Below are 26,743 nucleotides of genomic sequence, written 5' to 3'. Positions count from 1 at the left end.
CCCGAGGGACTACGACGGCTTCCAGAACCCGAGCAGCCTTTCGACTGCGGGACTATGCATCGATAGTAGCGTGCCTGGGTGATCCCGCCTCCGACGTACGACGAACAGCGAGCTCTGATCGCGAGTCTCGCACCCGCTCGCCTGCGACGCTTCCGTGCTGCAGTCGGTGGTGCAGACCGCGCAGCCGTCGAGCTGGCCCTCGTCGACGCGTCGCTGGCCTCGCACTTCCATGCAGTCCTCCGACTCGTGGAGGTCGCGCTGCGCGAGCACCTGCACCGGTCTCTCGCAGCGAAGTTCGGACCCCGCTGGTTCGAGAACCAGCGGGATGCGTTCGATGAAGACCTCCTCGGGCAGGTGGAGACGGCGATCGCACGCGTCGGCGTCGGTGCGCAACCAGGCCAGGTCGTCGCGCAACTCATGCTGGGGACCTGGGTGGCGGTGTTGGGTCGCGGTGGCCGGAAATCCGACGGAACGAAAGCGTCCTACTCCGAGTCCTTCTGGGAACCAGCTCTCGGCGTTGCGTTCCCGGGCCGGACCCGCCGCGAAGTCCACCGCCTCGCGCTCCGTCTCAATTGGGCACGGAACCGCATCAACCACTGCGAGCCGATCGTCTTCGGGTTCCCCCAACCGGGCGTCGGATCGGAGGGGCGTCAGCTGCGGCGGTCACCGGCCCTGATCCTCGAGGATGCCAGAACGCTCACGACCGCCGTCAGTCCTGAGCTCGGTCGGTGGGCGCGCCGCTGGGATGCTGTGGACGCGCTCCTCGAGGACGAGCGCGCGCAGGCTGCACTCGACCACATCGCGACGGATCGGCACGTGACGCTCGAACGCTGACCGGCACACTCGCGCCGTCCGGCGTTGAAGACGGAACTCCCCCACCCCGATCGGGCAACACCAATTTCGCGCTGAGCGACAGCGCTCGGGTCGCCGGCCACGAGGACTGTCGCTCAGCGCGAACTCCCGTCCGCGTGCCGCTCACAACCGCGGGTCGACCGCCTCCGACTCCATCGCCAGCACCCCGAACACGGCCTGGTGCACGCGCCACAGCGGCTCCCCCTCGACGAAGCGCTCGAGTGACTCCAGCCCGAGGGCGTACTCGCGGAGCGCCATCGACCGCTTGTGGCCGAGGTCCCGGTCCTTGAGGCGCGCCAGGTTGCCCGGCTCCGTGCACTCCGGCCCGTAGATGATCCGCAGGTACTCCCGCCCGCGGACCTTCACGCCCGGCTGCACCAGTCCCTTCGGTCCCCGGGTCAGGTTCGTCTCCGGCTTCACGACGGCACCTTCGCCCCCGGCGCCGGTGAGGTCCTGCCACCACTCGACCCCGGCCGCACGGCTCGCCTCGTCCCGCACGTCGACGAGCAGCGAGCGGGTCGCCCGCACCACGTCGGGTGCGGCGGCGGCCAGCCGGTCGGCGACCGCCATGTGCCACCCGTGCGGCCGGTCCGCGAACGTCCGTCCCTGGGCTGCCAGGACCTGGAACGGCGCGAACCGCACGTCGTCGAGGCCGGTCGCGGGGTCGGCGTACCGGCGGTAGGACGCGGTGTAGGCGGCCGCGTCGACCGCCCGCTGCTCGGTCCGGGCCAGCAGGTCGGTGACGTCGACGCCGCCGTCACGGGCGGCGGCGAGCGCGGCCAGGGCGTCCGGGAAGGCCCCGCCGGCAGCGGCCCCGACCTCGGCGTACCAGTCGCGGATCATGCCCTCGGCCTTGACCGCCCACGGCAGCACCTCGCCGTCGAGCAGCAGCCAGTCGGTGTCGAGTTCGTCCCAGAGCCCGGCCGCCTCGACCGCAGCGTCGAGTCGCCCGAGGAACGTCCGTGTGTCGACGGCGTCGAAGAACGCCCGGCCCGTGCGGGTCGTGACGACGCCGTTCCAGTCGGCCGGTGTACCGAAGCGGGCGGGGTCGCGTGCGAGCAGCACGGTCCCACGGGAGCCCATGTGCTTCTCCTCCATCCGCACGTGCTCGACGCCCTGGCCCCGGTAGTACGCGAACGCCTCGTCCGGGTGCTCCAGGTGGTCGGGGTGCGCCGAGGTCGCGACCGGGCTCATCGTCGGCGGCAGGTACGGCAGCCAGCGCGGGTCGACGGCGAAGCGGCTCATCACTTCGAGGGCGCCGGCGGCGTTCTCGGCACGGATGCCGATCCGGCCGTGGTGCCGGGTCTCGACGATCTGCTTGCCGGTGACGTCCTCGATCGGGAGCAGCCCGGGGACGCGACGCGGTGCGGCGGGGCCGGCCACGGGCCTCCCGGCCGGACTGGAGGCACGCCCCACGTCCGCACCGTCGGCACCCGTCGTCGACGTGCCCGGTCCGCGCAGCGGCTCGAGCGGCTTGGCGGCTTCGTGGTGGACCCGCTCGGCGGGGACCTGGACGACCTCACGCTCGGGGTAGCGGAGCGCGGAGAGCTTGCCGCCGAACACGCACCCGGTGTCGAGGCACATGGTGCCGTTGATCCACTCGGTGTCGACCGTCGGCGTGTGGCCGTAGAGGACCGTCGCCTTCCCGCGGTACGAGTCCGCCCACGGCAGGCGGACGGGCAGGCCGTACTCGTCGCTCTCGCCCGTGGTGTCGCCGTAGAGCGCGAAGGACCGCACCCGACCGGAGGCCCGGCCCTGGTACTGCTCCTTGAGCCCCGCGTGCGCGACGACGAGCCGGCCGTCGTCGAGGACCAGGTGGCCGACGAGGGACCGGCAGAACTCGCGGACCTCGTCGCGGAAGGCGTCCGGCTCGGCGGCGAGCTGCGCGAGGGTCTCGGCGAGCCCGTGCGACGTCTGGACCTTGCGGCCGTCGAGCGCGCGGACGAGCTTGTCCTCGTGGTTGCCCGGGACGGCGAGGGCGTGGCCGTTCCGCACCATGCCCATCACGAGCCGCAGGACCCCCGGGGAGTCCGGGCCGCGGTCGACCAGGTCGCCGAGGAACAGTGCTTGGCGGTCCGCGGGGTGCACGGCGTCGACAGGACGCCCGAGGTCGTCGCGGACCAGGGTCCAGCCGAGGCGGCCGAGGAGCGTCTCGAGCTCGGAGCGGCAGCCGTGCACGTCCCCGATGACGTCGAAGGGGCCGTGCTCGCCGGTGCGGTCGTTGAGCAGGGGTTCGCGGACGATCGTGGCGGCGGCGATCTCGTCCTCGCCGTGCAGGACGTGGACGCGGCGGAAGCCCTCCTTGCCCAGGGCCTTGAGCCCGCGGCGGAGCTGCCCCTGCTGGCGGCGGATGACCTCGGGGCCGAAGTCACGGCCGGTGCGGGCGGCGTTCCGGGCGATGCAGACCGACTCGGGGACGTCGAGGACGATCGCGACCGGCAGCACGTCGTGCTCGCGGGCGAGCTGCACGAAGTCGCGACGGGCCTCGGCCTGCACGTTCGTCGCGTCGACGACGGTGAGCAGGCCGGCGCGCAGCCGCTGGGCGGCGACGTGCTTCAGCGCCTCGAACGCGGCGGGGGTCGCGGCCTGGTCGTCCTCGTCGTTCGAGACGAGGCCGCGGAAGAAGTCGCTCGACAGGGTCTCGAAGCGGCCGAAGTGCTGCGCGGCGAACGTGGACTTGCCGGAACCGCTCGTGCCGACGAGGAGCACCAGGGACATGGTGGGGACGGTCAGGGCGGTCATGCGGCGGTGCCTCCGGTCGTCGGGCTGGTGGTCGTCGGGCTGGTCGTCGTGTGGCTGCCGGTCGTGTGGCGGCGGAACAGGGCGAGCTGGGTGGGCGGGCCGACCTCGGGGTCGTCGTCGCCCACGGGTCGGTGTTCGACGGTGTAGCCGTGCCGGTCGCCGACGGCCTGCGCCCACCTGCGGAACTCGTCGCGGGTCCACTCGAACCGGTGGTCCGGGTGCCGGAACCGACCGGCCGCCAACGAGGGGAAGCGGACGTTGTGCTCGGCGTTCGGGGTGGTCACGACGACGGCTGCGGGGCGGGCGGCCTGGAACACCGAGGCCTCGAGTGCCGGCAGTCGCTCGGGGTCGACGTGCTCGACGACCTCCATCAGGACGACGGCGTCGAGGCCGGCGATCCGGTCGTCGGAGTACGTGACCGAGGACTGCAGCAGCCGCACCCGCGCCCGCTGCTCGTCGCTGACGTCGTCGAGTCGCAGGCGCCGCTCGGCCCGTGCGAGTTCACGGGGTGCGACGTCGGTGCCGATGATCGTCGTGAAGGAGCGGTCGGCGAACAGGTGCCGCAGGAGGGCACCTTCACCACAGCCGACGTCGGCGACGGTGTGGGCCTGGACGTCGGCGAGCGCCGTCAGGACGGCCTCGGCGCGGCGGCGGTACAGCGGCGTCTCGGGCGGAGCCGTCGTGCCGTCGTCGTCGGCGGAGACCTCGTCGACAGCGGTGTCCCCGGCACCCCCGACCACGGCACCGCCGTCGCCGGCGGCGCCGTCGAGCCCGAGCAGCCGTCCGGTCGCGTCGTCCACGAGGGAACGCTGGTGCGCGAGCGACCGCGTCGTGATGAGCTCCCGGAGCGGGTGGCCGGCGAGCCAGCCCTCGCCCCGACGGAGCAGCGTGCCGACCTCGTCGTCGCCGACCCAGTAGTGCTTGGCGTCGTCGAGCACCGGCAGCAGCACCGTGAGCTGGCGGAGCGCGTCGGCGAGCCGGACCCGTCCGCGCAGCCGCAGCCCGACCGTGGCTGCGTCGCCCCACTCCGGCCGGGTGTCGTCGAGCGGCCGTCGGGTCTCCTCGACGTCCCAGCCGAGCGGCGCGAAGAGCCGGGTGGCCAGGCCGACACCGTGCTCGTCGACCTCGCTCGGCACGCTGGTCAGGGCGAGCTCGAGGTCGAGCGGCTCGGCTGCACGCTCCGGCCGGGAGGCACTGCGCCCACCCATCGCGCTGCGGAACACCTGTCCGATCGCCAGCGCGAGCATCGAGGTCGACGCGTAGGGCCGGTCGTTGACGTACCGCGACAGCGCCTGCGCGTCGGCGCCGTACCGCTTGCTGCGGGCGAGGGCGATCGCGTCGACCTCGAGCAGCAGGGCGGCGGTGCACTCGTCCGGGGTGTCCGCGGGGTAGAAGACGTGCGCCGTGCCGACGCTGAGGTCGAAGGACTGGGCCCGCTCGGGGTGCTTGTGCAGCAGGTGCGAGAGGTCCGGGGCGGCGTCACCGCGGGTGGTGATGGTCACGAGCATGCGCGTGGCCTCCGATCGTCGTGGTCCGGCATCACTGCCGCCCGGCGGGTCCGAGGCCGGAGAGCGAGCCTAGTACGACGGCACGGCGTCCAGGCAACGGCAGCAGACTGGGACGTCGACCGTCCCGCCGCCCCCGGCACCGGTCCCCCGACAGGAGGCCCGTGATGGTCGTGTACGACAGCCGCCCGATCCGACGTGCCCGGCAGGTCGTCGGCGACGTGCTCGTCCTGCTCGGCATCGTCCTGGCGGTGGTCGTCGGCCGCGACGTCGCCGGCTCGATCGCCCGGCTCGCCACCATCGGCACGCGGGTGCAGTCCGAGGGGACCGCGTTCCAGCAGCAGCTCGCCGCCACCGCACGGGCGCTGTCCGGTATCCCGCTCGCCGGGGACGCGGTGAGCAGCCCGCTCCGGAAGGCGAGCGAGCACGCCGGTGCCGTCGCGGCCGCCGGGGCCCAGCAGCACGACACCGCCCTGCACCTGGCGCACCTGGTCGGGGGCGGGCTGACCGTCGTGGTCATCGCCCTCCTGCTGCTGGTGTGGGTCCGGACCCGCGGGCGCTTCGTCCGGGTCGCGAGCGCCACCAGCCGCGTCGACCGGTCGCCGGACGGGGCAGAGCTCCTCGCGCTCCGCGCCCTGGTCGGCCGGGACGCCGTCGTCGCCCTCGGGCCCGGTGTGGTGGACCGGTGGCGCGGGCGGGACCCGCAGACCGTCGCGGCGCTGGCCGACCTCGAGCGGCGGAGCTGCGGCCTCCGGACCCGGGCGGGCCGCGGCTGAGTCCACGGCCGGGTCTTGTCGGGTCACTCCCCCGGCGGTACCGTCGAGCACCCGACCAAGGAGTCCCTGGTGCCCGCACGGTTCGTGTACTGGATGAACGTGTCGCTCGACCTGCTCATCGAGCGCGACAGCGACGACCACAGTGGGATCGACGGACCGGACTGGCTGCACATCGACGAGACGCTGCACCGTGCGTTCACCGACCGTGCACGAGCCATGTCGATGTTCGTCGAGGGTCGTGTGGTCCGCGAGATGATGGACCCGTTCTGGCCTGATGCCCGGCACGACGAGTCGCTCCCGGCGTGGCTCCGGGAGTTCGGCACGGTCTGGACCGACATCCCGAAGGTCCTGGTGTCCCGGACCCGCACCAGCGCCGAGCACCACACACGTGTGATCGGCGGTGACGACGCGATCGAACAGCTCGCCGCCCTCCGTCAGCAGGCGGAGGGGGACATCGCCGTCGGAGGAGCGAGCCTCGCCACGCAGTTGCTCACCGCCGGGCTCCTCGACGAGCTGCTGCTGTACACGCACCCCGCCGTGCTCGGCACCGGCCGCCCGCTCTTCGACGAGCCCGTCGCGGTTCCCCTGCTGCTCGACCTGCTCGAGCAGCAGGCGTTCCACAACGGGGTCACGCTCACCCGCTACGCGATCCGAGGAGCGACCGCATGACCACGGTGTGGGCCGCAGCGTCGTGTGCGTACGAGAACGTGCCCTGCGACGACGGCGGCGGCAGCATGGACGCGACCGGACTGTTCGTCACCGTCGTGGTCGTCGTGGCGGTCATCGTGCTGTTCGGTGTGCTCCTGCTCGGACGCTCCCGCCGCTGACCGGCGGACCCCGCCCGCAGGTCGACGGGGTCGAGGGCGCCTGTCTCGCGTTCGGGTCACGCGACAGGCGCCCTCGCGCTACGACGCCGTCGGGTACGACGTTGGCGCACGACGAGGTCCGACCCGGTAATGGGGACGGGCGACCGCGGCCAGGGTCCGCGGTGTAGCGCGGGTGACGCTACGCCGTCGGGTCTCGATACCCAAGCGTTCCGAAACGGTTGTCCGATCTCCGCGGAACCCGGTCGGGAGGCCCGCCGACGTCCGCCCCGCCGGCCTCGGTCAGAGGGTGACGCCCTGCCACCGCGGACCGGTCCCGGTGACGATCACCCGGCGCGGCTCGTCGGGGACGTCGTCCGGGTCGACGTCGTCCAGGTCGACGGCGCCCTCGGCACCACCGCCGGTCGGCCGGGCGATCTCGACGTCCAGGACGCTGTCGCTGACCCCGTCGACCATGCCGCGACCCCACTCGACGACGACGATCGAGCCGTCCCAGTCGAGGTCCAGGTCGTCGAGCTCGACGGGGTCGGACAGCCGGTAGGCGTCCACGTGCACCAGGTCCGGGCCGGCCGTGGTCGGGTGGGTGCGCGCGAGCACGAACGTCGGGCTGGACACCTGCCCGCGAGCGCCGAGCGCCGAGCCGAGGCCCCGCGTCATCGTGGTCTTGCCGGCGCCGAGCGGCCCGGTCAGGACGACGAGGTCCCCGGCCCGGAGCACCGCGGCGATCCGGGCACCGAGCGCACCCATCTCCTCGGTCGTGGCGACCGTGGTGTCGAGCAGGACCGTCACGACCGTTCGCCCCGCAGGTACTCCCCCACGCGGCCCTCGCCGGAGTGCCCTTCGTGGACCCGCTGGACCCGGCTGCCGATCCGGCAGACGATCTCCTCGCCGATGGTGTCGAGCGCACGGCCCCACTCGAGGACCGTGGACTCGCCGTCCTCGCCGGTGCCGAACAGCGTCACGGTGTCGCCGACCCGGACGTCGTCGTCCCCGACGTCGACCAGGAACTGGTCCATCGCGACGCGGCCGGCGATCGGGTAGCGCCGGTCGTTGATCGCGACCTCGATGCGTCCCTGCGCTGCCCGCGGCACACCGTCCGCGTAGCCGATCGGCACGAGCGCCAGGGTCGTCTCGGTGTCGGTCCGGTACGTGTAGTCGTAGGAGACGCCGGTGCCGACCGGTACCCGCTTCGTCTTGGCCACGGCGGCGGACACCGTCATCACGGGCGTCAGGCCGAGGTCGGCGGCGGAGACCCCGTCGGCACCGGGGATGCCGAACAGGTTCGCGCCCATCCGGACCATGTCCTTCCGGAACTCCTTGCGCTCCAGACCGGCGAGCGACGCGGCGACGTGCTCCCACCGGATGTCGAGCCCCAGGTCCTCGGCCCGCTCGACCATGGCGTCGAAGTGCGCCACGGCCTCGGAGTCGTCGGCGTCCGAGGACTCCGCCAGGTGCGTGTACGCGGCGACGACCTCGATGCGGCCGTCGCGCTGGGCGTCGCGCGCCAGTTCGACCAGCGCGGTCCAGTCCTCGGCGGTCGCGCCGTCACGGTGCAGACCGCTGTCGACGCCCAGGTGCACACGGGCCGGACGCTGGTCGACCGCCTCGACGATGCGGCGCAGCTCGGCGGTGTTCGAGACGCCCAGGTCGACGGCCGAGTCGATCGCGTCGCGGAAGTCGAGCCCCGGGTCGTGCTGCCACGTGAACAGGTGGACGTCCTCGCCGACGCCGATCGCGCGCAACCGCAAGGCTGCCGGCACCGTCAGCACGCCGATCCACCGGATGCCCGCGTCGACCGCGGTCAGGGCGATCGGTTCCAGACCGTGCCCGTAGGCGTCGGCCTTCATGATCGCCATCACCTCGACCGGGTCCATCCACGACCGCACCAGGTCGAGGTTGGCGCGGTAGGCGTCCAGGTCGATGACCGCCCGGCGCAGTCCAGCGCTCACGTCGTCCTCCGTTCGACGCTGCGGCCGACCCGTGCGACCACCTCGTAGTTGATGGTGCCGATCGCGTCGGCCCAGTCCTCCACCGCGGGGTCGCCGTTCGCCGGGTCGCCCCAGAGCACGACCTCGTCCCCGATCGCGACGTCCGCGTCGCCGATGTCGATGTGCATCGCGTTCATGGCCACGCGGCCGACCACCGGGAACCGACGGTCCCCGATCCGGACCGAGACGTGGTTGCCGTACGCCCGGTCGAAGCCGTCGGCGTACCCGAGCCCGATCACCGCGAGCCGGGTGTCCCGCTCGGCACGCCAGGTGTACCCGTACGAGACTCCGTCCCCGGCGGGCACGGCGACCGTCCGCAGCACCGCGGCGGTCACCCGCATCGCGGGGCGCAGGCCGAGGTCCGCCGAGGTCCGGTCCGGGAAGGGGCTGAGGCCGTACAGCGCCAGGCCGACCCGTGCCAGGTCGCGGCGGGTCTCCGGCAGCGCCAGACTGCCCGCGCTCGCGGCCAGGTGCACGACGTCGGGGCGGATGCCGACCGCGGCCAGGCCGTCGATCGCCCGCTGCAGTGCCGCGTCCTGGTCGAGGTCGTCCGAGCGCGAGGCGTTCGACAGGTGCGACATCAGCCCCTCGATGCGGGTCCGGTCGCCGTTCCGGGTCAGTGCCGCGGCCGTCGCGAAGAGCTCGGGCCACTCGGACTCGACCGCGCCGTTGCGGCTCAGACCCGTGTCGACGACCAGGTGCACCTCGGGGACGTCGGCGTCGGCCGCGGTGGAGAGCTGCTCGACGCTCGAGACCGCCGGCGTGATGCCGTAGCGGGCCGCACGGCGGAAGTCCTCGTCGGGGGCGTGCAACCACGCCAGGATCCGGACCCCCTCGTCGATGCCGGCCTCGCGGAGCGCCACGCCCTCGTCGAGGTCGGCGACCCCGAGCCAGTCCGCACCCGCGTCCACCAGGGCCCGGGCGACCTCGACGGCGCCGTGCCCGTACGCGTCGGCCTTCACCACCGCGACGACGCCGGCCGGAGCCACCTGTTCCGCGACCGTGGCGTAGTTGGCGATGAGGGCCTCCCGGTCGACGGTCACCCCCGTGAACGCGCTCACGCGATCGGTCCTTCCGTTGCGGGCCGGTCCCGGCCCTCGATGACGACGAACGCCGTCGCGATCCCGCCGTCGTGCGACAGCGAGAGGTGCACGTGCGCGACGCCGCGCTCGTCGGCGACCCGTTGCGCGCCCTCGTGCAGGGTGAGCGACGGGTTCCGTTGGTCGTCCGAGACGACCTCGAGCTCCCGCCAGCTCAGGCCGGCACTCGACCCGAAGGCCTTGATCAGGGCCTCCTTCGCCGCGAACCGGGCAGCGAGCGACGCCACCGGGCGTGGCTCGCCGTCCCGCAGCTGCTCGGCGTCGGTGAACAGCCGCGACCGCATCGCGGGGGTCCGTGTCAGGACCCGCTCGAACCGTTCCAGGTCGACCACGTCGACCCCGATGCCGATGATCACGTCCCGACTACTCGACGGTGACCGACTTCGCGAGGTTGCGCGGCTGGTCCACGTCGAGGCCCTTGGCCGCGGCGAGCTCCATGCCGAACATGTGCAGCGGCGCCACGGCGAGCAGCGGCTCGAACAGCGGCGTCGCGAGCGGGATCCGCAGGACCTCGTCGGCGAACGGCAGCACGGCGGCGTCGCCCTCTTCCGCGATCGCGATCACCCGGGCACCGCGGGCGCGGATCTCCTGGATGTTCGAGACGACCTTCGGGTGCAGCGACCGGGCGTCACGCGGCGACGGGACGATGACGAAGACGATCTGGCCGGGCTCGATGAGCGCGATCGGACCGTGCTTCAGCTCACCGGCGGCGAAGCCCTCGGCGTGGATGTAGGCGAGCTCCTTGAGCTTCAGCGCACCCTCGAGTGCGATCGGGTACCCGACGTGGCGGCCGAGGAACAGCACGCTGCGGGTGTCCGCCATCCACTTGGCGAGCTCGGCGATCCCGGCGGCGTCCTCGATGGTCTGCTGCAGCTTCTCCGGCAGACCCTCGAGCTCGGCGACCTGCGCGGCGATCTGCTCGGCGGTCAGCGTGCCGCGGAGCGTGGCGAGGTGCAGCCCGAGCAGGTAGAGCGCGACGCCCTGCGCCAGGAACGCCTTCGTCGACGCGACCGCGACCTCGGGACCGGCGTGCGTGTAGATGACGGCGTCGGACTCACGCGGGATCGTCGCGCCCTGGGTGTTGCAGATCGACAGGACCTGGGCACCCTGCTCCCTGGCGTACTTGACGGCCATCAGCGTGTCCATCGTCTCGCCGGACTGGCTGATCGAGACGACGAGCGTGCGGTCGTTCAACACCGGGTCACGGTAGCGGAACTCGTGGGCGAGCTCGACCTCGACGGGCACGCGGGCCCACTGCTCGATCGCGTACTTGCCGAGCATGCCGGCGTAGGCCGCGGTGCCGCAGGCGATGACGATGACGCGGTCGACCTCCTGCAGGCGCTCGGCGATCGGCTCGAGGTCGGTCAGCGTGACCGCGCCCTCGTGCACACGACCGAGGACCGTGTTGCGGACCGCCTCCGGCTCCTCGCTGATCTCCTTCGCCATGAACGAGGACCAGCCGCCCTTGTCGGCGGCCGACGCGTCCCAGTTCACCTCGAACTCGTTGCGGTCGGCGGGGGTGCCGTCGAAGTGGATGACGTCGACGCCGTCCGGGCGGATCGTGGCGATCTCGTCCTGACCGATCGACAGGGCGCGCTGCGTGTACGCGACGAACGCGGCGACGTCGGAGCCCATGAAGTTCTCGCCGTCGCCGAGGCCCACCACGAGCGGCGAGTTGCGACGGGCACCGACGACGACACCGGGCTGGTCGGCGTGCACGACGAGGAGCGTGAAGGCGCCGTCGAGTCGGGCGACCGTGCGCCGCATCGCCTCGGTCAGGTCGTGGGTGTCGCGGAACTCCCGCGCGACCAGGTGTGCGGCGACCTCGGAGTCGGTCTCGCTGTGGAAGACGACGCCCTCGGCGAGCAGTTCGTCCTTCAGCGGGGCGAAGTTCTCGATGATGCCGTTGTGGATCAGCGCGAGCTTGCCGCCGTCGGCCAGGTGCGGGTGCGCGTTCTCGTCCGTCGGGCCGCCGTGGGTCGCCCAGCGGGTGTGCCCGATGCCGGTGCCGCCGTCCGCGATCGGGTTCGTGTCGAGCTCGTCGACGAGCATCTGGAGCTTGCCGGCCTTCTTCGCCGAGGTCAGGTCACCCGACGGGTCGACGACGGCGATGCCGGCCGAGTCGTAGCCGCGGTACTCCAGGCGACGCAGGCCTCCGAGCAGGACGTCCGTGCTGCTGTTGCTGCCGACGTATCCGACGATTCCACACATGGGGTCGATCCTACGGGCAGCGCGGGGAGCACCCTGCGAAGCGCACGGCGGGTGGGGATAGCCTCCGGGCATGGGACGCTTCGACGACATCGAGATCACCACCATCAAGGGCGAGACCACCACGTTCGGCAGCTTCGGTGACAAGGCGGTGCTCGTGGTGAACGTCGCCTCGCGCTGCGGCCTCGCCCCGCAGTACGAACAGCTCGAGGAACTGCAGCGCACGTACGGCCCACGGGGCTTCACCGTGCTCGGCTTCCCGAGCAACCAGTTCCTGCAGGAGCTCGGCTCGTCCGAGGCCATCGAGGAGTACTGCTCCACCACGTGGGGCGTCAGCTTCCCGATGTCCGAGAAGGTCAAGGTGAACGGCCGCTCGGCGCACCCGCTGTACCGCGAGCTCACGCAGGCCCCGGACGCGTCGGGCAAGGCCGGACGCGTGATCTGGAACTTCGAGAAGTTCCTGGTCGCTCCCGACGGGACGGTCACCCGCTTCCGTCCGACGGTCAAGCCGGACGCCCCCGAGGTCGTCGCCGCCATCGAGGCGGCGCTCCCCGCCTGATCGGCGGGTGCACCCGCCCACGGACGGGAGGCCCGTCCACCGCAGCCGACGTCGCTGACCGGTGGCGGGCCTCCCGGCTGAGTACGCTCGACCCCATGCCGATCCCGGAGACGACCGTCGCGCACCCGACCCCCTTCGTGGAGATCCCCCGGGACGAGTGGTCACAGCTCGCGCCGAAGGAGCACCTGTCGCTCACCGAGACCGAGATCGTGCAGCTGCGCGGCCTGGGTGACCGGCTCGACATCACCGAGGTGCAGGACGTGTACCTGCCGCTCTCCCGGCTGCTGACGCTGTACGCGGCCGGTGCGCGGGATCTGCACGCGGCGACCGGGCGGTTCCTCGGCGAACGGGCCGGTCGGACGCCGTTCGTGATCGGTGTCGCCGGGTCGGTCGCCGTCGGCAAGAGCACGGTCGCGCGGCTGCTGCGCGAACTGACGAAGCGCTGGCCGGACACCCCGCGGGTCGAGCTGGTGACCACCGACGGGTTCCTGTACCCGAACGCGGAGCTCGAGCGTCGCGGGATCATGGACCGGAAGGGCTTCCCGGAGTCCTACGACCGCCGGTCCCTGCTGCGCTTCGTCAGCCAGGTGAAGAGCGGCGCTGCCGAGGTCCGGGCGCCGTACTACTCGCACCTGGTGTACGACATCGTGCCGGACGCCGAGATCGTCGTGCGCCAGCCGGACATCCTCATCGTCGAGGGGCTCAACGTGCTCGCGCCGCCGGTGCACGGGCGGCTGGCACTGTCCGACCTGTTCGACTTCACGATCTACGTCGACGCGAAGACGAAGGACATCGAGTCCTGGTACGTCGACCGGTTCCTGGCGTTGCAGGAGCAGGCGTTCTCGAGCCCGGACTCGTTCTTCCACCGCTTCGCCGCACTGTCCCGCGAGGACGCGGTGGCGACGGCGACCGGGGTGTGGCGCGCGATCAACGAGCCGAACCTGCTCGAGAACGTGCTGCCGACGCGCTCCCGGGCAACGCTCGTGCTCAAGAAGGCGGCCGACCACAAGGTGACGAGCGTCCTGCTCCGCAAGATCTGACGCGGCTGGGTTCTCCCCCGATCGGTTCGGAGTGGCGTCGCACAACAGGAACCCGCTCGAACCGCAGACGTCCGTGGTTCGAGCGGGTTCCTGTTGTGCGTGGCCGGAGCGCACCAGCAGGCGCGGCCGGCGCCGGGGCTCCGCCGGGCTACGCGGCCTCGGGGGTCAGGCGCTCGCGGACGACCTCGGCGAGCTGCTCGGCGACGCGCTGGGCGTCCTCCTGCGACGCGGCCTCGACCATCACGCGGACGACCGGCTCGGTGCCGGACGGACGCAGCAGCACCCGGCCGGTGTCACCGAGCTCCTGGGTCGCCGCAGCGATCGCGTCCTGCACGCCCTGGTCCTGCAGCCCGTGCCGGTCGACGCCCTTGACGGCGAGCAGCACCTGCGGGAACACGGTCATGCACGCAGCGAGTTCGCCGAGCGTCTTGCCGGTCCGCGCCATCTCGGCGACCAGGTGGAGGCCCGTCAGGACCCCGTCACCCGTCGTCGCGAAGTCGTTGAAGATGATGTGGCCGGACTGCTCGCCACCGAGCGAGTACCCGCCCTCGTTCATCTTCTCGAGCACGTAGCGGTCGCCGACGCCGGCCTCGATCACGGTGATGCCGGCCTCTGCCATCGCGCGCTTCAGGCCGAGGTTCGACATCACGGTCGCGACGAGGGTGTCGTCGACCAGCCGGCCGCGTTCCTTGAGGGACAGCGCGAGGATCGCCATGATCTGGTCGCCGTCCACCGCGTTGCCGTCGGCGTCCACCGCCAGGCACCGGTCCGCGTCGCCGTCGTGGGCGATGCCGACGTCGGCTCCGGCCTCGAGGACCGCGCGGGCCAGGTTGTCGATGTGGGTCGAGCCGACGCCGTCGTTGATGTTGATGCCGTTCGGGTCGGCACCGATCAGCGTGACCTTCGCCCCGGAGTTGACGAACACCTCGGGTGAGACCCCGGAGGCAGCCCCGTTGGCGCAGTCGAGCACCACGTGGATGCCGTCGAGCCGGTGCGGCAGGGTGCCGAGCAGGTGCACGACGTAGCGGTCCTCGGCGTCGGCGAACCGCGTGATGCGACCCACCTCGGCGCCCGTCGGGGTCGGGGCGGACTGGTCGTGCATGGCCGCTTCGATGCGGTCCTCGACCTCGTCCGGCAGCTTGCGACCACCAGCGGCGAAGAACTTGATCCCGTTGTCCGGGGCGGGGTTGTGCGACGCGGAGATCATCACGCCGAAGTCGGCGTCGATGTCCGCGACGAGGTACGCCGCTGCGGGGGTGGGGATGACCCCGGCGTCGAGGACGTCGACGCCGGCGGAGGCGAGCCCGGCTGCCACTGCGGCACCCAGGAACTCGCCGGAGACGCGCGGGTCGCGCGCCAGCACGGCCTTGGGGCGCGTGCGACCGGACGCTCGTCGAGCGTCCGCGTGGTGTCCGTGCGTGAGCACGGCCGCGCTCGCCTGGGCAAGACCCAGTGCGAGCGCGGCCGTCAACTCGCCGTTGGCGAGGCCACGAACGCCGTCGGTACCGAACAGACGCGGCATGCGATCTCCCGCCGTCAGGCGATCAGCGCTTCGAGAACTGCGACGCCTTGCGGGCCTTCTTGAGACCGGCCTTCTTGCGCTCGATGACGCGGGCGTCACGGGTGAGGAAGCCGGCCTTCTTGAGGGCCGCGCGGTTGTTCTCGCGGTCGATCTCGTTCAGGGTGCGGGCGATGGCGAGACGCAGCGCGCCGGCCTGACCCGAGGGGCCGCCACCCGTGATGCGGGCGGTGACGTCGTACGAGCCGAGGAGCTCGAGCACCTTGAATGGGTCGTTGATGAGCTGCTGGTGCAGCTTGTTCGGGAAGTAGTCCTCGAGCGAGCGGCCGTTCACGACGAACGTGCCGGAGCCCGGGACGAGTCGCACGCGGGCGATGGCCTCCTTGCGGCGACCGACGGCACCGCCCGAGACGTTGAGGATCTGACGGGGAGCCGCCTCCGACGCGACGGGTGCGCTCTCGGTGGTGAAGGTCTCCGGGGTCTGGTCGATGGAGTCAGCGATCTGAGCCATGAGTGTTTTCTCGTTCCTGGAAGTCGTCGTGGCCGCTGTTACTGCGAGACCTGGTCGAAGGTGTACGGCTTGGGCTGCTGCGCCGCGTGGGGGTGCTCAGCGCCTGCGTAGACCTTGAGCTTCTTGAGCTGCTCGCGACCGAGGGTGTTCTTCGGCAGCATGCCGCGGATCGCCTTCTCGACGGCGCGGGTCGGGTGCTTCTCCAGCATCTCCGGGTAGCTGGTGGCCGTGAGGCCGCCCGGGTAACCGGAGTGACGGTAGTAGACCTTCTTGGCGAGCTTCGACCCGGTCAGGGCGACCTTGTCGGCGTTCACGATGATGACGTAGTCACCCATGTCCATGTGCTGGGCGAAGGTGGCCTTGTGCTTGCCGCGGAGGAGGGCGGCGACGTGCGAAGCGAGGCGGCCGAGCACGACGTCGGTCGCGTCGATGACGATCCAGTCGTGCTGGACGTCTGCCGGCTTCGGGGAGAACGTACGAGTCACAGGAGTGCTGCTTTCGTGTCGAGGTGAGGAGTCCGTGAATCCCACTCCGGTGGGCGTTCCCGCGGGCAGATGCCCGGTGAACGACCCGGTGGAGGGCCCATCTGACTGTCTGGCGCAACAGAGCGCGCAGACCAAGAGATGAGCCTAGCCGACGCCGATCCTCCCGGTCAACCGAGCGCCGCTCCCCGACACCACGGACGGGAGGCGCGGCACGGGTCGGACCCGTGTCGCGCCTCCCGTCGGTGGTCGCGTTCAGCGCGAGGTCACCCGGCGCTGCCACCCGTCGTCCGGCGGCGACGGAGGGCGAGGAGCCCGCCGCCGGCCGCCAGGAGCGCGAGGGCCGCCGCGAGGCCACCGCCGATCTGGGCACCGGTGAAGGCCAGGCTGCCGCCACCCGTGGTCGGCGTCACGCCGGCACCCGGGGTCGTGCCCGCACCACCGGCGATCGGCGCCGGGGTCGGGTCGGCCGCGGGGTCGTCGGCCGGCTCGTCCGTGCCGGGCTCGGGCGTGGGCTCCGGCGTCGGGTCGCCCGGCACCGCGGCGGCGGTCAGGTCGAAGCCGACCAGGATCGGGTCGTGGTCGCTCGCGCGGTACACGTCGGCGGAGTAGAGGTCCGAGACGTTCACGTTGTAGCGGCTGTACTCCAGGCCCACCGACTCGGTCGAGTTGATGTTCCAGATGTCCACGCCCGTGACGCTCGCCAGTGCTGCCGGTGATGCGAGCACGTGGTCGAGGGACCCGCTCAGACCGCTGAACACGTACGAGTACTCGCTCCGGTCGCGGGCCGAGGCCAGGTCGGTGTACCCGGCGTCGCGGAGGACGACCATCGGGTCCTCCTCGCTGTAGGCGTTGAAGTCCCCGATCAGGAACGTCTTGTCGGTGCCGTACTGCGCCTGCATCGCGGTGGAGAAGGTCGTGAGTGCCCGGGCCTGGCGCACGCGATCGGCGTTCGAGGCACCCTGGCCGTCGCCCTGGTCGGCATTCTCGCCGGTGCCGGAGCCCTTCGACTTGAAGTGGTTCGCGATGACCAGGAAGTCGTCGTCCGCGGTGCCGCCGACCGGGCGGAACGCGTCGGCGACCGGCTGGCGCTGGAAGACGTCGGAGTCGGTGAGGATCGTCGACTCGGCGGTCGGCGCGACGCGGGCCTTCTTGTAGATGAGCGCCAGGCGGATGACGTCCTCGTCGGCGGCGAGCTTCGTCGGCGACGGGACGTACGCCCAGGTGTCGCTCCCGGTGGCCGCGTTGAGTGCGTCGACGAGGGTGGCGACCGCAGCGTCCCGGTCCTGCCCGAACGCCGCCGAGTTCTCGATCTCCTCGAGCGAGACCACGTCGGCACCCAGGCCGTTGATGGCCTTCACGATCTTCACCTGCTGGCGCGCCAGGTCCTCCGGCTCGGCAGCACCGCGGGCGTCACAACCGGAGTTCACCGTGATCGGGTCTCCGGTGCGGTCCGTGTAGTAGGTGCAGCCGGTCAGCTGGTCGCCCGTCGTCGGGAAGTAGTTCAGGACGTTGAACCCGGCGAGCTTCAGGTCGCCGCCGACCGCGGCGGGCGCCGTGGTGCGCACGTCCGAGAACGTCGCGGGCAGGTCGGCCTTCGGGGTCGCGCCGGTGATCGGGGCCGTCGGCTGGAACGTCCAGACGTCGTTCCGGTAGTCCAGGACCACGGGCTCGGTGAACGTCGTGGTGGCGCCGACCGTGACCGGGCCCGCGTTCGTCAGCCACGGCACCGGGATCGACCGGGCGGACTGGTCCTGGCCGTCGCGCGGCAGGAAGTTCGTGCTCGCGCCGTCGTCGAGCGTGACCGCGCGGGCGGCGTTGTCGGCGACCACCGCGGCTGCCTCGGCGCTGCCCGGACGGGCGACCTCGGTCGGCTGCAGCAGGCGGCCCGGACCCGTGGCGAGCGTGACCACGCCGTACTGGTTCGTCGTGTAGTTGTCGGCGACCGTGTAGTCACCCTGCGGTGCGACGAGCATGCTCTCGAGCGCCTCACGTTCGGCGTCCGTGCGGGGGAACGCCACGGCGGCCGGGACCGGGGCGGCGGCCGGGGTGGTGAGCTCCGTCAGCCCGGCGGTGTCCGCGACGGTGAGCTCGGTGAGCCCCTTGAACTCGGAGACCGCGCCGGTGACCTGGACGTGGTCGCCGATCGTGACGAGTCCGGCCGTGGCGGCGGAGTAGACGTACAGACCGTCGGAGGCGGTCCGCGTGGCCAGGGTGGTCTCGCCTCCCGTCCCCGGGGTCTGGATCGTGTACCCGTTCAGCCCGCCGGTGGCGTAGACCGCGGTCACGACGCCGCTGGTGGTGACGGTCGAGCCGGCGAGCGGTGAGGTGTCCGTCGTGCCCTGGATCTCGGGGATGGTCGCGGCGACGGGGGTCGTCGTCGGCGGGGTCGTGCCGCCACCGCCCGGCGTCGGCGTCGTGCCGCCCGCTGCCGTCTCGCCGGCGGCGTTCCGCGGGGTGATCGTCCGCGTCAGCGTGAAGTCGGCGGCGTTCGCGTCGGTGTCGGTCGTCCCCTGCCGGACGAGGGCGTCCGGGGTGCTGTTCGCGCCCGACGGGTTCGTGGCCGGAGCGGTCTCGGAGGTGTTCGAGGCGCCGTACCCGAGCAGGTCCACCACGCCGGGCGTGCCGGGTGCGATCGCGCCGACGGGCAGCGTGAGCGCCGTCCGCTGGTCGGAGAGGACGAGCGTGCCGCTCGCACCGGAGGTGTTCAACGTCGAGACGACGTCCGGCGTGGGCAGCGCGGCGCCGGCCGTGCCGTTGGCGGCACCCTGCACGAGGTACGTGCCGTTCGCCGGGACCGACCCGGTGAGCGGTACGACGGTGCTCGCCGCTCCACTGCTCGTCGCCGAGCGGTACTGCAGCGACCACCCGTCGACGGAGACCGCGGCGGCGGTCGGGTTGCCGATCTCGACGAACCGGTTCGTGAACGGCTGGTTCGCGCTGCCGCCCTTCAGGTACGCCTCGGTGATGACGAGCCCGGTCCCCGCGGGGTTCGCGGAGGCTGCGGTGACGATGACGAGCGGTGCGGCGATCAGGGTCGCGGCAGCCGTGGCGCACAGCAGGGTGCGTCCGACGGTTCGTGGCATGGGGACCTTCGGTTCGGAGTCGGGAGGGATCGCGTGAACCGTACGGGCCTGCGGGGTCACACAGGTTACGACGAGGTGAAACCTCGCCCCCGGACGAGGGTCGACCGTCCGTTCCCCCGGGCGACGCGAGCAGCCACGCACCCGCCGTCACCACGATGGGCTCGACGACCGCCTCACGACCCGGAGAGCACACGCAACAGCGCCACCCCCGCTGCAGCGACGTACCACCCCACGAGGTTCCCGCGTCCCCTCGCGAGCGCCAGCGATCCGGCCATCGCAGCTACTGTGACGACTGCCGCGACCCCGCGGATCGTCAGACCTTCGCTCATCACGCCGACGACGCAGCACCCCAGTGTCGCGACGACCGTCAGGAGTCCGACGACGGACTGGCGGATCCTGCCGTGCCCGCCTGATCCGGCGTTGGCCCCGTCGGTCTTGCCCCTGCGGACGATGTCCATGGTGGTTCCCTCCAGGTCGCGGCTCCGTCACCGGTCGAACACCATGTCACATCTGTTGTTCCAGCACCAGTCGCCGATGCCGGAACGACGCCCTCACCCCTGGATCGGCACCCACTCCGACCCCACCCGGTGCACCGCCGGCCCGTGCCCCGGCAGCACGATCGCCGGGTAGGCCAGCGCCCGAGCCGACTCCACGGCGAGCGCCTGGTCGGCCGTGAAGAACGGCGTGATCATCCGCGGCCGCGGTGCCCACGACCCGGGCTGCGTGTCGTGGTGCGTGACGACGGCGTCACCGGTGACGATCGCGTCGGCCGCGGGCAGCAGGTAGGCGGTGGAGCCGTCGGTGTGCCCGGGGACGGGCAGCGGCGTCATCGCCCGGCCCTCGAAGTCTCGGGCGGTGAAGGCGCGGGCACTCGGCACGGTAGTCGGGCGGAGGGCGTCGGAGGCGATCGCGCGGCCGAGCCAGCGGAGCACCCGGGGCGCGGCCAGACGTCCGCCGATCTCGGCCGGCGTCACCTGCCGGCGCGACGGTCCACGGACGTTGTCGAGTTCGTCGGCGTGCGCCAGGACCTCGACGTGCGGGAAGCGCTCGAGGATCCCGGGCAGCCCGCCGACGTGGTCGACGTGGCCGTGGGTGACGTAGACGCGGCGGAGCTCGTCGAGGTCGTGGCCGGCGAGCAGGACGCTGTCGAGCACCAGGTCGGTGTCGGCCGGGTAGCCCGCGTCGATGAGGGCGACGCCGTCCTCCTCGGCCAGGACGACCCAGTTCGACACCGGCCCCTCGACGAAGACCACACCGGGTGCGACGGAGACGACGGAGCGTGGAGCACGAGGAGCCATCCCCCGACGCTACCGCCCGTCCTCGTCCGGCAGGTCGCCGGGCCGGTGCCCCTCCGCGTCGCGACGGGCGCGTGTCTGGACGGCCCGCGCCTCCAGGGCGTCGTCGTCCGGGTACCCGACCTCGGTGAGGGTGAGTCCGCGGGCCGGCGCGGTGGTGAAGGCGCTGGTGCGTGCCGCCGCGACCCGCAGCTCGTCGAGCTCGTCCGGCGTCAGCCGGCCCTCGCCGACGGCGAGGGTGCCCCCGACCATCGCACGCACCATCGAGTGGCAGAAGGCGTCGGCCTGGAGGCTCGCCACCAGCACGCCGTCCGGCTCACGGTCCCAGCGGAACTCCTGCAGGGTCCGGATCGTGGTCGCGCCGACGCGCGGCTTGCAGAACGCCGCGAAGTCGTGCAGTCCGAGCAGCCGCAGCGCACCCCGCTCCATCGCTGCCGGGTCGAGGCGCCCCGGGTACCAGGTCGTGTGCCCGCGGCGGAGCGGGTCGCGGAGGGCGTCGACGTCGGCGACCCGGTACCGGTACCGCCGCCAGAGCGGGGAGAACCGGGCGTCGAAGCCGGCGGGGGCGACGGTGACACTGCGGACGACGATGTCCCCGTCGGCACCGGCGAGGCCGTTGAGCCGTCGGACGAGGCCGGCGAAGGCGTCGCGGACGGTGCCGTCGGCGCTCGGGCGCTTCGGCCGGGTCAGGGCGGCCCACTGGTCGGGGCTGAGGTCGAGGTGTGCGACCTGTCCGGTGGCGTGCACGCCGGCGTCGGTGCGACCGGCGACGGTCAGCTGCGGTGGTTCGCCCCACCGGGTGAAGACGGTGGCGAGCGCGTCCTCGAGCACACCCTGCACGGTCCGGAGGGCGGGCTGGCGTGCCCACCCGGAGAAGCCGGAGCCGTCGTACGACAGGTCGATCCGCAGTCGCACGCCGGTCTCGCCTGCGCCGGTGTCGCCTGGTGTCCGGGCCGTCTCGCTCACGCCCTCCACGGTACCGATGTCAGCGCCGCGTCAGTGCCGCGTGAGCGGTACTCGGCACTGTCGTCCTCGACCACGACGTCGACGGAAGGACACGACGATGACCACGACACCGCTCGCGGTGGAGGCCACTGGCCTCGTGAAGACGTTCGGCAGCAACCGGGCCGTGGACGGGGTCGACCTCCGCGTCGAGGCCGGCACGGTCTACGGGGTGCTCGGGCCGAACGGCGCCGGCAAGACCACCACCATCAGCATGCTCGCGACCCTGCTCCGCCTGGACGGCGGCGAGGCGCGGGTGTTCGGCCACGACGTCCGCCGGGAGCCGCACGTGGTGCGCCAGCTCATCGGCGTGACCGGCCAGTACGCCAGTGTCGACGAGACCCTGAGCGCCACCGAGAACCTCGTCGTCTTCGGTCGGCTGCTCGGGCTGTCCGGGGCCGAGGCGAAGCGGAAGTCCACCGAGCTGCTCGAACGCTTCGGGTTGAGCGAGGCCGCGCGACGGCCGCTCCGCGGGTTCTCCGGCGGCATGCGGCGTCGGCTGGACCTGGCGGCGAGCCTCATCGCGCAGCCGCCGCTGATCTTCCTCGACGAGCCGACGACCGGCCTCGACCCGCGGACCCGGGCGCAGATGTGGGACACGATCCGGGAGCTCGTCGCGACCGGGTCGACGGTCCTGCTGACGACCCAGTACCTGGACGAGGCCGACCAGCTCGCGGACCGGATCGCGGTGATCGACCACGGCCGGGTGGTGGCCGAGGGCACGAGCGACGAGCTCAAGGCCTCGATCGGGACCGCGTCGCTGCAGCTCCGGCTGGCGGACTCGGCCCCGGCCCGGCTGGCGGAGGCGTCCGAGCTGGTGCTCCGGGTGCTCGGGACCGCGGCGGTCGTCAGCCCCGAGGGCTCCCGGCTCACCGCGCCGATGGCGGACCCGGACCGCGTCACCGACCTGCTGGTGTCCTTCCGCGAGGCCGGCATCTCCCTCACCGAGATGAGCGTGCAGAAGCCGACGCTCGACGAGGTGTTCCTCACCATCACCGGCGAAGGGGTGGGCGCCGACGCGTCCGCACATGCCGACCGCACGCTCGAAGGGAGCAACGCATGACCACGCTCACCACACCCGACCTGGCCACTACCGGCGCACCGCGCATCACCCCGCGGCCCGGCGTCGGCGGTTCCGGCCTCGCCGCGACCGTCCGGCAGTCACTGACGATGGCGTACCGCGGGCTGATCAAGGTCCGGCGCACCCCGGAGCAGCTCTTCGACGTGACGCTCATGCCGATCGTGTTCACCGTGATGTTCACGTACATCTTCGGTGGCGCGATCGCCGGCGACGTCAGCAGCTACCTGCCGATCATCATCCCGGGCATCCTCGTGCAGACGAACATCACGTCGTCGATCGTCACCGGCGTGCAGCTCCGCGAGGACATGGACAAGGGCGTGTTCGACCGCTTCCGGTCACTGCCGATCGCGCGCATCGCCCCGCTCGCCGGTGCCCTGCTCGCCGACACCGTCCGCTACGCCATCGCCACGACGATCACGTTCACGGTCGGCTTCATCATGGGGCTGCGTCCCGCGGGCGGCATCGGCGCGGTGCTCCTCGCCGGCCTGCTCGTGGTCGTCGTGGCCTGGGCGATCAGCTGGGTCTTCGCCTACTTCGGGGTCGTCGCCCGCACGGCGTCGAGCGTCTCGGGCATCTCGAACCTGGTGCTCTTCCCGCTGACGTTCCTGTCGAACGCGTTCGTCCCCGCGGACACCCTGCCGGACTGGCTGCACTGGTTCTCCGACGTGAACCCGGTCTCGCACCTCATCACCGCGGTCCGCGACCTGGTCAACCACGGCACGGTCGGCGGCGACCTGTGGCTGAGCCTGCTCGGCGCAGCGGTCATCGTCGCGGTGTTCGCCCCGCTCACCGTCCGGGCGTACATGCGGAAGGCCTGATCGCCTCGAGCACCGCACGCGCGGCAGCGGCGGCCTCGGCCCGGGACGTCCCGGCCGAGGCCGTCTCCGCATCCGCCACCAGCGCCTCGCCGACGGCGGCGACGACGAGCGGCCTGAGCCGTCCGTGGCCGAGGACCGCGAAGTCCTGTCGCGCGCCGAGCCGGAGGGCGCTGCCCCACGCCGCGGCGACGAGGGCCGGGTCGGCACGACGCCCGATCGCGTCGAGCGCGGCGGCGAGGACGGCCGTCCCGACCACCGGCAGGTCGTTCCACAGCGACGGCTTGCGGAGGGCGACCAGGGCGCTCACCCGGACCTGTCGTGCGATGTCCGCACGTGCCTCCCGGCCGTCCTGGAGGCCCGCCCCGGCCCCGGCGGACCGGCCCGCGTCCGCCGCCTCCCGCGCGGCGCCGTCCGCCGCCTCGTCCTGTGCGGCGAGCAGCGCCGCCCCGACGATCATCACCCACTGGCTCGCCTCACGCCGGTGCGGCAGCACCTGGTCCCACGCACGCCGGTACTCGCCGACCGCACGCGCGGGATCGCCCTCGGCGCGCGCGACCTCGGCCCGGACCGCGTGCGCGAGCAGCGTCATCTGTGCCCGTTCCCCGCCAGGACCGCCACCCGGACCACCGACCGGACCGGTACCGGGGGCGACCGGGAGTGCGGCGAGTTCCGCGGCCAACGCCCGGGCCCGGTCGACGTCGCCGGTCGCCGCAGCGCTCAACCCGACGCTCCAGCCGACCTCGACCAGGTCGTCCTCGGCGCCGAACTGCTCCAGCCGTTCCCGCGCCACGTCCGCCGCGGCGAGCGCCTGCTCGTACCGACCGAGCTGCCCGGCGAGCTGTGTCACCGAGACGGCCGCGGTACCCGACGTCCAGACGTCACCGGCCTGCTCGGCGAGCACCCGCGCGCGGGTCGCGAAGCCCAGGGCGCGTTCGAGCTCGCCGTCGTTCTCGGTCAGGGGCGCGCTGAGCAGGTGCGCCAGGCACGCCACCCCGGTGTCCGGGTCCCCGCGGAATCGGGACAGGGCCGCCTCGCCCACGTCCCGACGGCCGAGGGTCAGCAGCAGCTCGGCCTGGGCGTCGACCACCGGGACGCCGGTCACGCCGGCCCGACGCAGGCGGCGGAGCGCGGCGCGGGCGCGCACCGAGGTCCGCCGGTCGGAGAACGCGGCGGTCGCGCAGGCGATGACGAGTCCGAGGACCGCGGCGGTGCGGACGCCGGAGGCGCGCGCGGGTGCGTCCTCCGGGGCGGGCCCGCCGTCGTGCCCGCCGTCCTGCCCGCCGTCGTCTCCGGGCGGGAGGGTGCGGAGGACAGCGACGACGTCCGGCGCGATGGCCGCGACCTCGCCGTGCGCCCCGCGGAACGACCAGTACCCGGCGAGCGCCGAGAACAGCGGTGCGACCGCGAGCGCGTCCCCGGCCCGGAGGTTCCAGCGCAGCAGTGTGATGAGGTTGTCCGCCTCGCGCTCGAGGACCCGGAACCGTGCGACCTGGTCCGTGGTCCGGACGGTGAACAGGTCGTGCTCGGCGGCCAGCGCGCAGGCCCACCGCGTCATCGCCGCGCGGACGTCCGCCGTGGCACCGGACTCCTCGAGCCGTGCGGCACCGAACTCGCGGACGGTCTCGAGCAGGCGGTAGCGGACCGGCTCCCCCTCCTGCTCGACGAGTTGCACGAGGGACTGCTCGACCAGTTCGGCCAGGTCGTCGAAGGCGTCGTGCACCCGGGCCGGAGCAGCGACGGCCGCCACGGCGTCGACGGACAGCCCGTCCGGGAAGAGCGCGAGCCGGGTCAGGAGATCGCGGGCGCCGTCGTCGAGCAGTCGCCAGCTCCACTCGATGACGGCGAGCAGCGTCCGGTGCCGTTCGGGCGCCGACCGGTCCCCACCGCGGAGCAGCGCGAACCGGTCGTCGAGCCGGCGTTCGATCTCGTCGACGCTCATCCCGCGGATCCGGGCGGCCGCGAGTTCGATCGCCAGCGGCGACCCGTCCAGGCGGGTGCAGATGCGGCGGACGGCATCGACCGGCAGCACCGCACCCGGTCGGGCAGCGCGGGCCCGGTCCGTGAACAGGCGGACGGCCGCCCCGTCGGCCTCGACCGGCAGGGGCGCCAGCGGGGCGACGACCTCGCCGGAGACCACGAGCGGTGCACGCGAGGTCGTCAGGACCCGCAGACCAGGCAGCTCGGCGAGCAGATCGGCAGTGAACGCGGCGACCGGCTCCAGGAGGTGCTCGCAGTTGTCGAGCACGAGCACGGTGGGTTCCTCACCGAGCGCCCGGACCACCCGGGTGCGGAGGTCAGCGACGACCGCGTCCCGGAGGCTCCGCGCACTGCGCACCTCGGCGATCCCGAGCAGCGCACCGATCGCGGGGACCACGTCCTCGCCGGTGGTGAGCGGGGCGAGCTCGACCACCACGACCCCGCAGCCGGCAGGGACCGTCGCCGCCGCGGCCTGCGCCAGCCGGGTCTTGCCGAGGCCACCGGCCCCGAGGATCGTCACCAGCCGCGCCTGGGACAGGAGGCGCGTCACGGTGGCGAGGTCGGCCTCCCGACCGATGAGCGCGTTCGGGGCGGCCCGCAGCCCGACGCGACGGGTCGAGCCGCTGGCGGGTCCGGCGCTGCGGAGTACGTCGGCGTTCAGTCGGACCAGGTCGGCCGACGGGTCGGCACCGAGTTCGTCGGACAGCCGGTCGCGGTGCGCGGCGAAGACGGCGAGCGCCTCGGCGGACTGGCCGGCGGCGGCGAGGGCACGCACCAGGCCGGCGACGGCGGCCTCGTCGAAGGGGTCGGCCGCCGCTTCGTCCCGCCAGAGGGCAGCGGCCGCGGCCGGGTCACCGGCTGACTGGAGGGTCGTGGCGAGTCGACGACGGAGGTCCCGTCGGACGATGGCGGCCCGGTCGGCGAGCTCCCCGGCGACCGGGCCGTCGAGGTCGCCACCGGGCTCGCCGCGCCAGCGGTCGAGCGCGGCACGGAGCGCCGGAGCGTCCGCCGGCGCGTCCCGCGACCCGTCGAGTGTCCGTTCGGCGGCGCCCAGGTCGGTCGCGTCGGCGTCCACCCCGAGTGCGTAGCCGGCGGCCGTCGAGACGACCAGCCCGTCGGCGGTGGCACGGCGCAGGCGCGAGACGAGGGTCTGCAGGGCGGCGCGGGCGCCCTTCGGTGGTCCGTCGCCCCACAGGTCGTCGATGAGCGCCCCGGTGGTGACGGCACGGCCGCCGGCCAGCACGAGCGCCGTGAGGAAGGTGCGTGCCAGCGCCCCGGGCAGCGGCACGAGCGTCCCGGTGGGGTCCTCGGCGAGCACCGGACCCAGGACGGCGATGCGCGGCGCGGACACGCAGCGAAGTCTAGGCGCGGCGCCGGG

At 72.8% G+C, this 26,743-nt stretch carries 23 protein-coding genes; 8 read left to right on the top strand and 15 right to left on the bottom strand.

What is annotated here, in order from left to right; translation table 11 throughout:
• The first annotated feature begins 246 nt into the window (after positions 1-246).
• On the top strand, positions 247-834 hold the full coding sequence (locus JOD51_RS01690; RefSeq protein ID WP_204606756.1) for a hypothetical protein: 588 nt from the start codon (positions 247-249) through the stop codon (positions 832-834).
• Between the two features lie 141 nt (positions 835-975).
• On the opposite strand, the gene JOD51_RS01685 is transcribed toward JOD51_RS01690, so the two are convergent.
• Both JOD51_RS01685 and JOD51_RS01680 read right to left on the bottom strand, forming a co-directional pair.
• A complete protein-coding gene (locus JOD51_RS01685; RefSeq protein ID WP_204606755.1) occupies positions 976-3,594 on the bottom strand; it encodes a polynucleotide kinase-phosphatase in 2,619 nt (872 codons plus the stop codon).
• Positions 3,591-5,102, bottom strand: coding sequence for a 3' terminal RNA ribose 2'-O-methyltransferase Hen1 (locus JOD51_RS01680; protein ID WP_204606754.1), 1,512 nt, complete (start codon positions 5,100-5,102; stop codon positions 3,591-3,593). The genes JOD51_RS01685 and JOD51_RS01680 overlap by 4 nt, the downstream gene beginning before the upstream one ends.
• Before the next feature lie 164 nt (positions 5,103-5,266).
• Here JOD51_RS01680 and JOD51_RS01675 point away from each other — a divergent pair, with 164 nt between their 5' ends.
• The 3 genes from JOD51_RS01675 (at position 5,267) to JOD51_RS01665 (ending at position 6,702) form a co-directional block, all read left to right on the top strand.
• Entirely contained in the window at positions 5,267-5,875 is a 609-nt protein-coding gene (locus JOD51_RS01675) for a hypothetical protein (protein WP_204606753.1), read from the top strand.
• Positions 5,876-5,944: 69 nt separating this feature from the next.
• Positions 5,945-6,544 carry a dihydrofolate reductase family protein gene (locus JOD51_RS01670; protein WP_204606752.1) on the top strand — a complete coding sequence of 200 codons (600 nt, stop codon included), beginning with the start codon at positions 5,945-5,947 and terminating at the stop codon, positions 6,542-6,544.
• Positions 6,541-6,702 (top strand): hypothetical protein, encoded by a 162-nt coding sequence (locus JOD51_RS01665; protein ID WP_204606751.1) that lies wholly within the window; start codon positions 6,541-6,543, stop codon positions 6,700-6,702. The genes JOD51_RS01670 and JOD51_RS01665 overlap by 4 nt, the downstream gene beginning before the upstream one ends.
• Before the next feature lie 279 nt (positions 6,703-6,981).
• On the opposite strand, the gene tsaE is transcribed toward JOD51_RS01665, so the two are convergent.
• Genes tsaE through glmS form a run of 5 tightly spaced genes read right to left on the bottom strand, consistent with a single transcriptional unit; the run spans position 6,982 to position 11,998 of the window.
• Complete coding sequence (gene tsaE / locus JOD51_RS01660) at positions 6,982-7,446, bottom strand: tRNA (adenosine(37)-N6)-threonylcarbamoyltransferase complex ATPase subunit type 1 TsaE (protein ID WP_204610687.1); 465 nt, start codon at positions 7,444-7,446, stop codon at positions 6,982-6,984.
• Positions 7,447-7,484: 38 nt separating this feature from the next.
• Complete coding sequence (gene alr / locus JOD51_RS01655) at positions 7,485-8,648, bottom strand: alanine racemase (RefSeq protein ID WP_204606750.1); 1,164 nt, start codon at positions 8,646-8,648, stop codon at positions 7,485-7,487.
• Positions 8,645-9,748 carry an alanine racemase gene (alr, locus tag JOD51_RS01650; RefSeq protein ID WP_204606749.1) on the bottom strand — a complete coding sequence of 368 codons (1,104 nt, stop codon included), beginning with the start codon at positions 9,746-9,748 and terminating at the stop codon, positions 8,645-8,647. The genes alr (JOD51_RS01655) and alr (JOD51_RS01650) overlap by 4 nt, the downstream gene beginning before the upstream one ends.
• Complete coding sequence (locus JOD51_RS01645; protein ID WP_204606748.1) at positions 9,745-10,143, bottom strand: holo-ACP synthase; 399 nt, start codon at positions 10,141-10,143, stop codon at positions 9,745-9,747. Before JOD51_RS01645 ends, alr (JOD51_RS01650) begins: the two co-directional genes overlap by 4 nt.
• 7 nt (positions 10,144-10,150) lie before the next feature.
• The gene (gene glmS / locus JOD51_RS01640; protein WP_204606747.1) at positions 10,151-11,998 is read right to left on the bottom strand and encodes a glutamine--fructose-6-phosphate transaminase (isomerizing); all 1,848 of its coding nucleotides are present in this window, start codon (positions 11,996-11,998) and stop codon (positions 10,151-10,153) included.
• Positions 11,999-12,068: 70 nt separating this feature from the next.
• Between glmS and JOD51_RS01635 the strand changes: the two genes are divergently transcribed.
• Entirely contained in the window at positions 12,069-12,554 is a 486-nt protein-coding gene (locus JOD51_RS01635) for a glutathione peroxidase (RefSeq protein WP_111073912.1), read from the top strand.
• A gap of 95 nt (positions 12,555-12,649) precedes the next feature.
• The gene (gene coaA / locus JOD51_RS01630; RefSeq protein ID WP_204606746.1) at positions 12,650-13,594 is read left to right on the top strand and encodes a type I pantothenate kinase; all 945 of its coding nucleotides are present in this window, start codon (positions 12,650-12,652) and stop codon (positions 13,592-13,594) included.
• Between the two features lie 148 nt (positions 13,595-13,742).
• Here the strand turns inward: coaA and glmM are convergent, their stop codons facing one another.
• The 7 genes from glmM to JOD51_RS01595 form a co-directional block, all read right to left on the bottom strand.
• Entirely contained in the window at positions 13,743-15,116 is a 1,374-nt protein-coding gene (glmM, locus tag JOD51_RS01625) for a phosphoglucosamine mutase (protein WP_204606745.1), read from the bottom strand.
• A gap of 22 nt (positions 15,117-15,138) precedes the next feature.
• Entirely contained in the window at positions 15,139-15,624 is a 486-nt protein-coding gene (gene rpsI, locus JOD51_RS01620) for a 30S ribosomal protein S9 (RefSeq protein WP_110903538.1), read from the bottom strand.
• 38 nt (positions 15,625-15,662) lie between these two features.
• Positions 15,663-16,109: a 50S ribosomal protein L13 gene (rplM, locus tag JOD51_RS01615; RefSeq protein WP_111073916.1), complete on the bottom strand. Its 447-nt coding sequence runs from the start codon at positions 16,107-16,109 to the stop codon at positions 15,663-15,665.
• Positions 16,110-16,372: 263 nt separating this feature from the next.
• Positions 16,373-19,192, bottom strand: a complete 2,820-nt coding sequence (locus JOD51_RS01610; protein ID WP_204606744.1) for an ExeM/NucH family extracellular endonuclease — start codon at positions 19,190-19,192, stop codon at positions 16,373-16,375.
• Positions 19,193-19,365: 173 nt separating this feature from the next.
• Positions 19,366-19,650, bottom strand: a complete 285-nt coding sequence (locus JOD51_RS01605) for a hypothetical protein (RefSeq protein ID WP_204606743.1) — start codon at positions 19,648-19,650, stop codon at positions 19,366-19,368.
• A 93-nt stretch (positions 19,651-19,743) separates the two neighbouring features.
• The gene (locus JOD51_RS01600; RefSeq protein ID WP_204606742.1) at positions 19,744-20,490 is read right to left on the bottom strand and encodes an MBL fold metallo-hydrolase; all 747 of its coding nucleotides are present in this window, start codon (positions 20,488-20,490) and stop codon (positions 19,744-19,746) included.
• Positions 20,491-20,499: 9 nt separating this feature from the next.
• Positions 20,500-21,453: a tRNA pseudouridine synthase A gene (locus JOD51_RS01595; protein WP_259558053.1), complete on the bottom strand. Its 954-nt coding sequence runs from the start codon at positions 21,451-21,453 to the stop codon at positions 20,500-20,502.
• A gap of 97 nt (positions 21,454-21,550) precedes the next feature.
• Between JOD51_RS01595 and JOD51_RS01590 the strand changes: the two genes are divergently transcribed.
• Both JOD51_RS01590 and JOD51_RS01585 read left to right on the top strand, forming a co-directional pair.
• The gene (locus tag JOD51_RS01590; protein WP_204606741.1) at positions 21,551-22,552 is read left to right on the top strand and encodes an ATP-binding cassette domain-containing protein; all 1,002 of its coding nucleotides are present in this window, start codon (positions 21,551-21,553) and stop codon (positions 22,550-22,552) included.
• A complete protein-coding gene (locus JOD51_RS01585) occupies positions 22,549-23,388 on the top strand; it encodes an ABC transporter permease (protein WP_204606740.1) in 840 nt (279 codons plus the stop codon). Before JOD51_RS01590 ends, JOD51_RS01585 begins: the two co-directional genes overlap by 4 nt.
• Here the strand turns inward: JOD51_RS01585 and JOD51_RS01580 are convergent.
• Entirely contained in the window at positions 23,357-26,716 is a 3,360-nt protein-coding gene (locus JOD51_RS01580; protein ID WP_204606739.1) for an AfsR/SARP family transcriptional regulator, read from the bottom strand. The genes JOD51_RS01585 and JOD51_RS01580 overlap by 32 nt on opposite strands.
• Positions 26,717-26,743: the final 27 nt, after the last annotated feature.

This window comes from Curtobacterium herbarum, assembly GCF_016907335.1.
GTDB classification, from domain to species: domain Bacteria; phylum Actinomycetota; class Actinomycetes; order Actinomycetales; family Microbacteriaceae; genus Curtobacterium; species Curtobacterium herbarum.
Note: the sequence above shows the minus strand (reverse complement) of the source record. Positions and strands in the feature narration are given on the sequence as shown.